At 48.9% G+C, this 12,099-nt stretch carries 9 protein-coding genes; 2 read left to right on the top strand and 7 right to left on the bottom strand.

Annotated elements, in window-relative coordinates; genetic code table 11:
• Positions 1 to 56 precede the first annotated feature (56 nt).
• From D0A34_10685 to D0A34_10655, 7 genes are all read right to left on the bottom strand, one after another.
• Complete coding sequence (locus D0A34_10685; protein UNU19273.1) at positions 57 to 1,229, bottom strand: lipid-A-disaccharide synthase; 1,173 nt, start codon at positions 1,227 to 1,229, stop codon at positions 57 to 59.
• Between the two features lie 9 nt (positions 1,230 to 1,238).
• Positions 1,239 to 1,841: a Uma2 family endonuclease gene (locus tag D0A34_10680; protein UNU19272.1), complete on the bottom strand. Its 603-nt coding sequence runs from the start codon at positions 1,839 to 1,841 to the stop codon at positions 1,239 to 1,241.
• Positions 1,842 to 1,882: 41 nt separating this feature from the next.
• Entirely contained in the window at positions 1,883 to 2,677 is a 795-nt protein-coding gene (locus D0A34_10675; protein UNU19271.1) for an acyl-ACP--UDP-N-acetylglucosamine O-acyltransferase, read from the bottom strand.
• Between the two features lie 241 nt (positions 2,678 to 2,918).
• Complete coding sequence (gene fabZ, locus D0A34_10670; GenBank protein UNU19270.1) at positions 2,919 to 3,440, bottom strand: 3-hydroxyacyl-[acyl-carrier-protein] dehydratase FabZ; 522 nt, start codon at positions 3,438 to 3,440, stop codon at positions 2,919 to 2,921.
• A gap of 68 nt (positions 3,441 to 3,508) precedes the next feature.
• Positions 3,509 to 4,363, bottom strand: coding sequence for a UDP-3-O-acyl-N-acetylglucosamine deacetylase (locus D0A34_10665; GenBank protein ID UNU19269.1), 855 nt, complete (start codon positions 4,361 to 4,363; stop codon positions 3,509 to 3,511).
• A 205-nt stretch (positions 4,364 to 4,568) separates the two neighbouring features.
• Complete coding sequence (locus tag D0A34_10660; protein UNU19268.1) at positions 4,569 to 6,950, bottom strand: outer membrane protein assembly factor; 2,382 nt, start codon at positions 6,948 to 6,950, stop codon at positions 4,569 to 4,571.
• A gap of 178 nt (positions 6,951 to 7,128) precedes the next feature.
• On the bottom strand, positions 7,129 to 7,857 hold the full coding sequence (locus D0A34_10655) for a phosphoribosylaminoimidazolesuccinocarboxamide synthase (protein ID UNU19267.1): 729 nt from the start codon (positions 7,855 to 7,857) through the stop codon (positions 7,129 to 7,131).
• 260 nt (positions 7,858 to 8,117) lie between these two features.
• Here D0A34_10655 and D0A34_10650 point away from each other — a divergent pair, with 260 nt between their 5' ends.
• On the top strand, positions 8,118 to 8,549 hold the full coding sequence (locus D0A34_10650; GenBank protein UNU19266.1) for a response regulator: 432 nt from the start codon (positions 8,118 to 8,120) through the stop codon (positions 8,547 to 8,549).
• A 124-nt stretch (positions 8,550 to 8,673) separates the two neighbouring features.
• On the top strand, positions 8,674 to 12,090 hold the full coding sequence (locus D0A34_10645) for a hybrid sensor histidine kinase/response regulator (GenBank protein ID UNU19265.1): 3,417 nt from the start codon (positions 8,674 to 8,676) through the stop codon (positions 12,088 to 12,090).
• Positions 12,091 to 12,099 lie beyond the last annotated feature (9 nt).

The raw sequence follows: 12,099 nt of genomic DNA, 5'->3' as shown, positions 1-12,099 counted from the left end.
GGAGCCATCCACAAAGAAACCGGGTTTATACATAACCTTTCAATACCAAAAGTGCTTTAAGAAGCTGTATTTAATTGGACATTTTTCATTATTTCCGCAGCGGCCCGATCGCACACGCCCACATCTCCAAGACTTTCGCGCATTTCCCGATAACCTGCCAAAGTTTGCTGGCGTCGATCGGCATTTTGCAGCAATTCCAGTGCGTGGTTCACTATATTTTCCGCAGTCGCCTCGTCTTGCAGCAACTCCGGGACGATCGGCTTCATTTGCACCAAATTGGGCGGAGACATAAAAGGAATCGAAAATTTCAGCACGTGGCGAGCAATAATCGCCGTAATCGGACTGACGCGGTAGGCGACAACTTGGGGAACGTCGAGCAAAGCTAGCTCCAGATTAACCGTACCAGATTTAGCGATCGCCAGATCGGCAGCAGCCAAGATTTCCAGAGTTTGATTTTCTAACAAAGTAGCCCGCAAACCGTAATTCTCGATCGCCTGTTCGATTTTGCTGCGGAAAGCTTTGTTAGCAAGCGGAATCCAAAAATGAACTTCCGGCAATTTAGCTTGAATAATTTGAGCCGCCTCAAATATGACTGGCATCAGGTACTTGAGCTCTTGGTGTCTGGAAGCGGGAATTAGCGCGATCGACGCCTGTTCCGGCCCAATTCCCAAAGTTTTGCGGGCAGCTTCCCGACTGGGGGCAGAGTGCATTCTATCCACCAAAGGATGACCAACCCAACTCACTTGGGCTCCTTTTTTTCGATAATAACAAGCTTCTTCGGGGAAAATTGCCAAAAGTTGGTCGCTAATATTGACAATCAGATCAGTATTGCGACGAGAAATCGACCAAACCCATTCTTGAGGTGCGATGTACCAAACCACCGGCAAATCAGGCAAACAGCGGCGGATATAGCTGCCAATACCGAGATTTGGAGTCAAATAATCAATCAATACAACAGCATCGGGGCGGAAGTTTTTGAGATATTGTTTAGCTTTTTGCTGAACTTTAATCGTTGGCCAAATATACGGTACTGATTCTATCAGACCCATAGAACCAATGCCCACAGTATCGCCTAAAATAGTAGCCCCAGCTTCTGCCATACGAGGGCCGCCCAATCCGGTTATTTCTAGCTCAAAACCAGCGGCGACAGCGTGACGTTTTAAGGCGGCAACTAACAAAGCTCCTTGCAAATCGCCAGAAACCTCACCAGTGCTGATAAAAATTTTCATATTTTGACTTTAAACAGGTGAGATGTTTGCTAATAATTCGGTAACAGCATCATATTGATCGGGCATATTAGCACAGCGTAGGAGTAATTCTAAGTCTAGATCGGGAAGGAATGTACTCCGAGCCACCTGCTCATAATTTTCACCTGTTAAGTAATAGAGAGATAACTGACTATTTTGCCAAAACCAGACTTCCCGAACGCCCAATCTTTTGTAGAACTCTAGAGTATTTATCCCGCCACTGGTAATTACGACTTCAATAGCAATATCTGGGACTATTTTTTGGGTTCCTATATCATAGGAATCATCCGGCTCTTTTCTACCCCCTAATTCTCTGTCACCCAGAGTCGGCCCGCCCTTGCCGTAAAATCGAATCCCATTTGCTCTCATATATGCCTCTAGGAGCATACAGAGAGTTTTCTTGATTATTTCGTGTTCGGGCGAGACAGTCATAATTTGCAGTAATTTATCGAGATAGAAAAATTTCACACCTCTGACATCTTTAAAAGCTGCTTCTATCGCTTCAAATTGCTGCCAACTAACATCTGAGAACCTAATGCAGCCATCTTGTTCTGTTTCTGGGGATGTAGATTTGACTGAAGTATATACATTCATAGGGCAACAGTCGCTTAGTTCATAGGTTTATTCTACCTCATTCACTTCTTGCCTGGAATCAAACCGCGCCGCCCTTTGGTTACAGACTGCTGTACAAATCTCCGCAGGTGCTGCAAATGGGGGTTTTCCTGCAACAAATCCAACTGTTCCAAAGCTTGATTGAGAGTGTAGCCAGAACGGTATAGAATACGAAAAGTTTTCTTCAAAACTAGCAAATCTTCTGCGGTAAAACCGGCGCGTTCGAGACCTACTTTGTTGATTGCTCGCACTCTCGAAGGATTCCCCTCGACTAGCATATAAGGAGGTACGTCTCGATCGATCCTGCTCAAGCCGCCCACCATAGACAAGCGGCCGATGTGGACAAACTGGTGAACGCCCAAAACACCGCTCAAGCGGGCTTGAGACTCGATTTTAACGTGTCCGGCTAAGGCTACAGCATTTGCGATAATTACTCGATCGGCGATCGTGCAATTGTGTCCCACATGAACATAAGCCATCAATAGATTATTATTGCCAATTGTCGTGCTTTCCCCCGCTCCAGTAGCGCGGTTGATTGTCACGTATTCCCGAATCAGATTGTTGTCGCCAATTTTCACCCTAGTCAGAGAACCCTCGTATTTCAAATCTTGAGGTTCCAAACCAATCGCCGCACCGGGGAAAATTTGATTACGAGCGCCTATTTCGGTTAGCCCGTCGATAATTGCATGAGCGCCAATCTTAGTATCCGGCCCGATTTTCACTCTTTCCCCAATTACAGCATAAGCTCCCACTTCTACAGTCGGGTGAAGTTCAGCACCGGGATGAATCACAGCAGTTGGGTGAATCAAAGTAAGCATTTGTCAGTTTTTTTGCTGGTAAGTGGGAAGGAAGTTCGGCAAGGCGCAGTGTAAGGGATTAAACGGATTAAACCGATGGATGTTGAAGGAAGAGGGAAGAAGGAAGAGGGAAGCAGGAAGAGGGAATAAGGAATTTTTTAAATTTTAAGATTGCTTCGTTCCGAGGAACGCTTTGCGGTTTCAATTTAACTTCAAAACTCACAACTCAAAACTACGTGCCAGCCCTCGCCAATTCCAAAATTTAATCTACCATCGAAAACGTCAATTCTCCTTCACAAACTTTTTGTCCGTCTACTTCAGCCAGAGCCTGCATTTTTGCGAAGCGACGGCGTTTTACCCACAGTAATTCTACAGTCATCAGCAACTGATCGCCCGGTACAACCTGACGACGGAACTTGACTTGATCAATTCCGGTAAACATCCACAATCCTTGCTTGATGTCGGGCAACTGAGCGAGAACAATACCGCCAACTTGAGCCATTGCTTCAACAATTAATACCCCAGGCATAATCGGCCGTCCGGGAAAATGCCCTTGAAAATGTGGTTCGTTGAAAGTCACATTTTTAATTCCTATCGCCTTCTCGGACGGCACGTAATCAACAATCTTGTCAACCAGTGCAAAAGGATAGCGATGAGGCAAGTATTTCTGAATTTCTTCGAGAGTAAAAGTAGATTTAACCGCTGGAGAATCCTCACCGTTTTCAGTGGGGAGGGATTCAGAATTCGCAGTATTGAGGGTGTTAACTTCAGTCAGCGTGGACATTGCTTGAAGACTTTTGAGTGTAGTATGGCAGAAGGAATATGCAATCTTAACAGAGCACGTGTTTTTTCCTAACTTTTATCTAGCGTAGCTAGATCTTCCGATTTCAGGGCTTGGGCGAGTTGGACGTGCAGATTGTGACTGGCTTTGTAAGCCAAGTAGTGAGCTTTTGGCCAAGTTCCGAGCAGACTGAGGTCGCCTACTAAGTCTAGGATTTTATGGCGCACCGGTTCGTTTGTAAATCTCAAAGGCGGGTTAACCCAGCCGGATCGATCGCAAACTAGGGCGTTCTCTAGGGTACCACCTTTGATCAAACCTGCTTGTCGCAATTGGTCAACTTGGCGAGCAAGTCCAAAAGTGCGGGCTGGGGCGATCGCGCTAGCAAAACTTTCGGCCTCTGGCGACCAACTGTACCATTGATTGCCGATCGCCTGTTCCTCAAAATCAATTCCGTAACTAAACCGAGTTTCCGCTGACGGTAAAGCCGCTGCAAAAGCATCCCCGTGACGCACCCAAATAGGCTGTTCTAGGACGCCGGAGGAAGTGGGGTCTTGCTTTGATTCTTGAGGAACTAAGCCGGTATGGGCGATCGCCTCTACCCAAACCAGAGCCGAACCGTCCAGCAGAGGCACTTCCGGCCCATCAACCTCTATTCGAGCATTATCCGCTCCCATCCCCGCCAAAGCGGCTAATAAATGCTCTACAGTGCGAATTTGAGCATCGATACCTGCCAGTTCAGTTGAAAGTGCAGTCTGGCAAACCGCCTCAATTGTTGCAGGAATTATCGGAGCACCAGGCAAGTCAATTCTGACAAAATAGCGGCCTTCCCCAACCGCAGCAGGCAAAACTCGGACGCGAGTTTGTGTGCCGCTGTGCAAACCGATTCCCGACAGTTCAAATTCAGATTTTAAGGTACGTTGAGTCATTTGGAAGAGCGAAGAGGGAAGAAGGAAGAGGGAAGAGGGAAGAAGGAAGAAGAAAGAGGGAAGTTAACAGTAGGGTGCGCCGGGTCGCGCACCTTAGACATTATTTGTAGGGTGCGCCGAGGCGCAGCTTACTAATTAGCAATTAGCAATTAGCAATTACTCCTAACTAATAACTAATGACTGCTGACTAATGAGTCTTAGTTAATTAGAAACGCTCACCAATCCCAAAGTGAATTTGATTGTCGCCAGTGTCGTTGATACCGTAATCGATCCGGATCGGTCCTAAAGGAGATTGAATCCGCACGCCGAGGCCGTAACCGTAACCGCTACCAGGCTTTCCGCGGATACCGGCAGGGTCGCCCGGGACATCTTCGCCCGTGCCCAAGTCGGTGCCAGCATCCAAAAATAGCGCTCCGCCGATAAACGAAATAATGGGGAAACGGTACTCAACGCTGGCTTCTAGGAAACTGCGACCGGCTCCGAGGTCGCCTTCGGCGTACCCGCGTACCGAGTTGGCGCCGCCCAAGGCAAAGGCTTCGTAGGGAGGCAAATCTCCGAATACGGTGCCGCCTCTAAAACTGAATGCCAGGGTTTGAGGGCCGGCGGTAAAGTTAGTGTACTTGACTGGTAGGTAAAAGCTGTAGCTGGCCCGCAGGCGGTTTAACAGGATGCTGCCGGAACCTACAGGAATCGATTGTTCCATCCCAAACCGGAGCAGGGAACCGCTAGTGGGGCGGAGGGGGTCGTTGCGTCGATCGCGCACAACACCTGCTTGCAGTGTTGTCAAGTCATCCGATCCCGAATCGCTAAAACTCAACTGGTTGCCGAGTTCGTCCTCGGATTCGCGCCTGCCTTTGCGATCAGTAATTGAGACTCGCTGGTACTGCAAGCCGACTGAAGCTGTCCACTCAGCATCGGCAAAAGGATTGCGCGACAGCGGACGGGTGAAATTGATGCCGGCACCGGTGCGGACGACGCGGGGTCGATCGTCGTTGGGCAATCTGACTTCCCGTTCGCCACCGTCAAAAATCACGCTGATCGATCGTCTTCTAAACGCATTAATCGTATAAGAAGTCCGGTAAGGGTCGCCCGCAATCCAGGGGTCAGTAAAACTCAGGTCAAACAGCGTTTGGCGTTCCCCGATTTGTACTTCAGCGCCCAACTTCTGGTTCCTACCTCTCAAGTTTTGCTGCTGGTAACTCAGCGTACCGAACAAACCCGTCGCCGAACTCAAACCCGCACCCGCCGCCAGAGAACCGGTATTTTTCTCGATGACGTTGACAATTACCCTTGCCTTGCGGGGGTCAGTCGTTCCCGGTTCCAAGGCAAGTCGCACGTCTTCAAAAATTCCCAAACCAAACACCCGTCTCAAATCTCTTTCCGCCTTGGTGCGGTTAAAGATGTCTCCGGGCTTGAGTTCTACTTCGCGGGTGATGACAAACTGACGGGTGTTGCCTCCGATCGGCTGACCCGTGGCATCTGTTGCCTCTCCCTCCTTGTTCAGGAAGCGGACATCAACGGATTCGATCTGGCCTTCTGCCACTACCAGGGTGACTGTGCCGTCCTCTCCTACTTGCGGGGCATCAGTGATTTGGCCCAAAACATAGCCGTTCTCTTGATACCACGCATTAATTTTTTTCACTCCCTCCTCAAAGCGCCGGAGGTTGAGAATTTTGCCGTATTGATCGCGGAAGCTTTCGTCAATTACGCTTTGGGGCAGCACCTGCTGACCGGTGATTGTCACTCCCCGCAGCACCGGATTTGGCTGCACAATAAAAGTTACCCGGACGCCCAACGGGGTGTCTTCGGGTACTGCCCGCACGTTTCTGAAAAAGCCTGTGGCAAAAATGGCGTTGATGTCTTGTTGCAGTTGGCTGCGGTTGGTCGTGCGTCCCGGTTGGGTGCTGATGACTCGGTAAATTTCGCTTTCCAGGTCGTCCGTCGCCCCGGTGACTGTAACTTCTGCAACTAGCACTTGCGGTTCTGCCGCCCCGGCGGGTGCGGGGGTTTGTCTGGGCTGCGGTGCTGGGCCAGGGGGCAATGGGGGAACGGTGTTAGCCGGCGGTCTGGTCGGGGCCGGTCTGGGGGTAACTTGGGCGTTTTGAGCGAGCGCCCCTGATTCCTCTGGTTTCCCTAGCTCTGCTGCGATCCAGGCGGGCGTTACAGCCGCTTCCGATGGGGCGAGCGAGCTGTCCTGTTGCGCCTCTGGCAGGGCGTTTTGGCTGCTAGAGGCGGGGGAGGGGTTGGATGCTAGCTCGGGTTTGAGTTGAAGCAAGGAAGGCGAAACCGGCGAGGGCGTGTCTGTGAATCGGTCTGGGGGTTTGCGGTCGTTTTCTCCTCTGGCAGGAGCCACAGCTATTGTTAGGGCTTCCCCTTTGCCGGTTTTAGCTGCTTTGCGGTTTTGAGGAGGGTTTTGGGTTAATTCTGGAATGGGGCGATCGGGTAATTCGATCGACGGGGCAGGCGGAACGGCAGCCAAAGCTTCCTCTGCTGATTCAGAGTAGGATGTTTGGCCACTTGCCGAATTTGATAACCCGAATGTTGCTGAGGCAGTAAAAACTGCCACCAATACAGCAGATAAACGCATTTTTGTTCACTTTTTTGGGCAATCCACACACCACATTAGTCATTATTCATTAGTCATTAGTCATATAAGTCGGTTGAATTTCGCGCTGACCGCTAATTGATGACTGTTGACCGCTGATTGCTGACATCGAAAGCAGAAGGGTGACAAACTGTGCAATTCTAGCGCATTACCAAGGCCTCTAGACTTTCTGAGCGAGAACGCGTTGGAGAACTTGCTGGTAAGCGGTTTCTACCGATCCTAAGTCGCGGCGGAATCGGTCTTTGTCCATAACACGGGCGTCGGGGTCGGCTTCTGCGTTGTCCCAGAGGCGGCATGTGTCGGGACTGATTTCGTCGGCGAGGATCAGATTTTGATGTTGGTCGATACCGAATTCTAGTTTGAAGTCTACCAGGGTGATGCCGCACTGGCTGAAAAATTCTTTGAGTATTTCGTTAATTTCGCGGGCGGCGATTTCTAGTTGGTCTACTTGTTGGGGGGTGGCTAGCTGCATTAGCAGCAGCCTGTCGCGGGTCAGCAGTGGGTCTCCCAAATCGTCGTTTTTGTAATAAAACTCCACCAGCGGCGGATTGACAATTGTGCCGAGGGCGAGGCCGGTTTGCTTGCACAGACTGCCAGCGGCAATGTTTCTGACTACGACTTCCAATGGCAAGATTTGGACGCGACAGACTCGCATTTGGTTGGGGGCAGGCGTGTCGATGAAGTGGGTGGGGATGCCTTTGGCTTCTAGCATCCGAAACAGGTGGGCGGATACGGCGCAGTTGATTTCGCCTTTGCCGACGATGCTGCCGCGTTTCTGGGCGTTAAAGGCTGTAGCGTCGTCTTTGAAGTGGGTCAGCAAAATTTCGCTGTCTTCGGTGGAGTAGAGGATTTTGGCTTTGCCTTCGTAGAGTTTGCGATCGGCTGACATGGCGATTAATAATAATGTAGATGAGTTTTAGATTTTACCGTAGCTCGATCGGGCGTTATTGGCGAGTTTTTGGATCTCGGCTGCGCCCCTCAGAGCATGAGGGGCGAGTACACCTGCAGATAGATCCCGCGAGCGGCCCAGGCATAAATGATTCTTGACAAAGGACAATAGAGATTAAACCTGCTGGGTTCGCAATCCGTGCTGACTAAACCTCGCCAACGAGACTGGCGGTTAAAAAACATCTGCAAAGTGGCTCATTTATGGAAGACAAAAAAATTCATATTCTCTTGGTAGAAGATGATGAGGTTGATGTGATGAACGTCCGGCGAGCATTCAAAAAAAATAACATCGTCAACCCCCTCTATATTGCTGCCAATGGATTAGAAGCTCTGGCTATATTACGTGGAGAAGGAAAAATAGAGCCTCCCATGCCTCAAGCGCGCCGGTTGATTTTGCTGGACTTGAATATGCCGAGAATGAGCGGGATCGAGTTTTTGCAAGAATTGCGACTGGATGAATGTTTGAGGTCGATTCCGGTAATCGTCCTCACAACTTCTAATGAAGATAGAGATAAAGTAAAAGCTTATAATTTGAATGTAGCGGGCTATATTCTTAAACCTGTTACTTTTTCTAACTTTGTGGAAGTGATGGCTACCCTAAACAGATACTGGATGCTGAGTGAAATTCCCTAAAATAGGGGAAATTTAATAAAAAATAAATTTTTTAATGTGGCTGGGTGATTTTTCAGGGATGCAGTTGTTTTAATTCATTTTTCCAGACTGCAGCTTTTTCGGAGTAATCCACAATTCGGTTGTTATGGACAAAATTCTCACAATTCTGATAGTTGATGACGATGCAGTCGATCGAATGGCGATCAAACGCTCGCTCAAGTCCGCTGGTGTTTCGGCAGAAGTTACTGAGGCAGAAGACTGCGCGGATGCCCTGACGCAACTCTCGGTCAGCAAAAATTATACCCAGGCTACCGCAAAACTCTCCAAGCACAATAAATCTCAACCTTTAATGGAGGTTGAGGAGACAGAAAAGGGGCTGCTATTAAATCAAATATTTGAGTGCAAATTTGACTGCGTATTGCTCGACTACGGATTGCCCGACGGAGACGGACTGAGTTTGGTAAAAAATCTACGAGAAGCGGGGCTGAAAGTTCCCTTAATTGTTCTCACCGGTCAAGGCGACGAACAAATTGCTGTGGAATTAATGAAGGCTGGAGCTTCTGATTATATTGCTAAAAACAAGCTTTCTCCCGAGAGTTTGTCTCGCAGTTTGTACAATGCTATGCGCGTTTATCGCGCCGAATCTCAGGCGTTTCACACCAGTCAAAAACTCAAGGAAAGTGAGGAACGATACAGGTTAGTTTTAGAGGGAGTGAACGACGGAATTTGGGATTGGGATTTAAGTAAAAATGAGGTTTATTGGAACGATCGCCTTTTGGAAATTATCGGTTTGTCGCGAAAGCAATTTGGCAAGACTATGGACGCTCTATACAACCGCCTACACCCCGATGACAAGGAGGGAATCGTCGGGGCGATCGCCGCTCACTTGGAACAAGAAATAGACTACAATGTAGAATTTCGGCTGCTGCACTCGAACGGTGTTTACCGCTACTGCACTTCTCAGGGAAAAGCTCAACGCAATTCCCAAGGAAAAGCGCTGCGGATGGCCGGTATGATTAGCGACATTACTGAGCGCAAACAGGCGGAAGATGCTCTGGAAAGGGAACGGCAGCAACTGAGACAAATTATTACTTGCGTGCCTGTAGCAATGGCGATGTTCGATACACAAATGCGCTATATGGCTAACTCTAAAAAATGGGTTAGTCAATTTAATTTGGACTTGCCGTCCCTGAATAATCTCAGCCATTACGAATTGTTTCCAGATACGCCGAATCGCTGGAAAGTAATGTACCAAGAAGCGCTCCAAGGCAACGTAGTTTCTGTGAGCGAAGAGGCCTGGGAACGAGCAGACGGATCTGTTCTGTACCTGCGGTGGGCTGCTCACCCTTGGTACGATCCAGACGAGAAAGTCGGGGGAATTGTGATGGTTGCCGACAAGATTAATGAGTTGGTGGAAGGGCGGGAAACTGCCTTAGAAGCTAGCCGGGTGAAGTCGCAATTCTTGGCGAACATGAGTCACGAAATTCGTACTCCGATGAATGGGGTTTTGGCAATGGCTCAATTGCTGCTGCGCGCTCCACTGGAACCGAAACAGCGGGATTGCGCTCAGACTATTTACCGCAGTGCTGAACATTTGCTGAATGTTATTAATGATATCCTCGATTTCTCTAAGATTGAAGCTGGAGAAATGCGGCTGGAAAAGAGTAATTTTGATTTGGATAGCTGCGTTGAGTCGGTGATAGAAATCGTAGCGCATTTGGCCGAAGAAAAAGGTATTGAATTGAATATTTTAGTTGACAGCTCGGTGCCGAGGAAGTTGGTGGGCGACTCGGGCAGATTGAAGCAAGTTTTGCTGAATTTGACAGGGAATGCCATAAAATTTACCGATCAGGGTCAAGTTCTCGTTCACGTAACTGTGAAACAGGGCAACCGACTGGCAGACGGTAGACAAGAAGCAAGATTGCTATTTTCGGTGCGGGATACTGGCATTGGGATTTCGGCAGAAGGGCAAACAAAGCTGTTCCAATCTTTTTCTCAGGTAGACGATTCTCCTACTAGACCTTACGGCGGGACGGGTTTGGGTTTGGCTATTTGTAAGCAGTTAGTGGAGATGATGGGAGGGGACATTGGAGTTCGCAGTTTGCTAGGCAGCGGTGCTACTTTTTGGTTTACTGTACCTTTGGAAAAACAGTTGCCAGTTGAGCCTCATGATCCCGAACTTGCGGGCAAGAAGCTATTAGTAGTCTCTGGAAGCGCTTTGAGGAGGGCAGCGGTGCGATCGCTCGCTCAAAGTTGGGGGGCCCGCTGCGATGAGGCAGAAACTGCTGCTGAGGCTTTGAGTTGGTTGAAAAATGCCCAGGGCCGGATTTCTCAGCATTCAGGGGAGGGGGAAAAAAGCTGGGATGTGGTGCTTGTGGACTTGCAAATGCCGGAGTTGGATGCGGAGGAATTTGCTAGGAAAGTGCGATCGACCTCTATAGTTGGCTCGTTAATCGCCATGACTGCTTTGCGAGAACAGCCGCAGGCTGAATCGCTTTGCCGTCAGGGTTTTAACAGATATTTGATCGAGCCGGTGCGGCCAAGCCACCTGCTTGAGGCAATGCTTGCGCCGGTGAAGGGAACGGGAGATTTTGGGAGAGTGGAGGCTGCTAATACTTGCAAGTTGCCACCAGTTAATTCTCAATATGTTACTTCCGATTCGCCGTCATCGCTGAGAATTTTGGTGGCGGAAGACCACCCGATCAATCAACAAGTTCTTGTCGAACAGTTGGCTGTTTTAGGCTATCAGGCTGACTGCGTGGTCAACGGTCAAGAAGCGCTGGATTTGCTGGCAAAAAAAAGCTATGATTTAGTGCTGATGGACTGTCAAATGCCGGTACTTGATGGTTACAAAACGGCGCAAAAGTTGAGGCAAATCGAAGGAAGCGATCGGCATACTATCGTGATGGCTTTAACGGCTCATGCTATGCCGGGGGAACGAGAAAAGTGTCTGGCGGCGGGGATGGACGATTATCTCAGCAAACCTGTAGATTTAGATGCTTTGGCGGCGGCCCTGAAAAAGTATGAAGCCCTAAATGTTCAGGGTGAAAATAAGTATGGAGTTAAAAGTATTAATTCGGAAAATAAATCTCAATTAGCAACAAATTATACAGAAGTTGTGGAAAAAGCACAGGTTGTGGCTGAGCCGGTACCAAGGGCGATCGCACTTCAAGCTTGGGAACACAGAGACTACGACGGACTGTTCGACAAGAGCAGATTGGAGCAACTCGGACGAGTTAATATTAAATTGCCAGAGCGACTTTTGCAAGCTTTTGTGGCAGACGCCCAAGCTGATATGGCTGCTGCCAAAATAGCTGTAAAAGCTAAAGATTGGCAAGCTGTGGAATATCAAGCACACCGTCTCAAGGGAACTTCGGCTAATGTGGGAGTTGTTCTGATGTCGGATTTGGCTGCACAGTTGGAGCATCAAGCGCGAGGCTTTCAAGCTGAACCACCAGAGGGGGAATTGTTAAATATTGAGAGGGTTGAGAACATATTAGTGAGTTTGTCAACTCATTTAGCCCGGGTTCAAGAATTTGTGGAAACTAGAATGTTTGGTTAGTATCTTACT

The sequence above is a fragment of the Microcoleus vaginatus PCC 9802 genome (assembly GCA_022701275.1).
Classification (GTDB): Bacteria; Cyanobacteriota; Cyanobacteriia; order Cyanobacteriales; family Microcoleaceae; genus Microcoleus; species Microcoleus vaginatus_A.
Note: the sequence above shows the minus strand (reverse complement) of the source record. Positions and strands in the feature narration are given on the sequence as shown.

What these genes read in the sequence shown, in the direction of transcription:
- D0A34_10685 (UNU19273.1), bottom strand. Translation starts at nt 1,229, where the DNA reads ATGAAAATTTTTATCAGCACTGGTGAGGTTTCTGGCGATTTGCAAGGA.
- D0A34_10680 (UNU19272.1), bottom strand. Translation starts at nt 1,841, where the DNA reads ATGAATGTATATACTTCAGTCAAATCTACATCCCCAGAAACAGAACAA.
- D0A34_10675 (UNU19271.1), bottom strand. Translation starts at nt 2,677, where the DNA reads ATGCTTACTTTGATTCACCCAACTGCTGTGATTCATCCCGGTGCTGAA.
- fabZ (UNU19270.1), bottom strand. Translation starts at nt 3,440, where the DNA reads ATGTCCACGCTGACTGAAGTTAACACCCTCAATACTGCGAATTCTGAA.
- D0A34_10665 (UNU19269.1), bottom strand. Translation starts at nt 4,363, where the DNA reads ATGACTCAACGTACCTTAAAATCTGAATTTGAACTGTCGGGAATCGGT.
- D0A34_10660 (UNU19268.1), bottom strand. Translation starts at nt 6,950, where the DNA reads ATGCGTTTATCTGCTGTATTGGTGGCAGTTTTTACTGCCTCAGCAACA.
- D0A34_10655 (UNU19267.1), bottom strand. Translation starts at nt 7,857, where the DNA reads ATGTCAGCCGATCGCAAACTCTACGAAGGCAAAGCCAAAATCCTCTAC.
- D0A34_10650 (UNU19266.1), top strand. Translation starts at nt 8,118, where the DNA reads ATGGAAGACAAAAAAATTCATATTCTCTTGGTAGAAGATGATGAGGTT.
- D0A34_10645 (UNU19265.1), top strand. Translation starts at nt 8,674, where the DNA reads ATGGACAAAATTCTCACAATTCTGATAGTTGATGACGATGCAGTCGAT.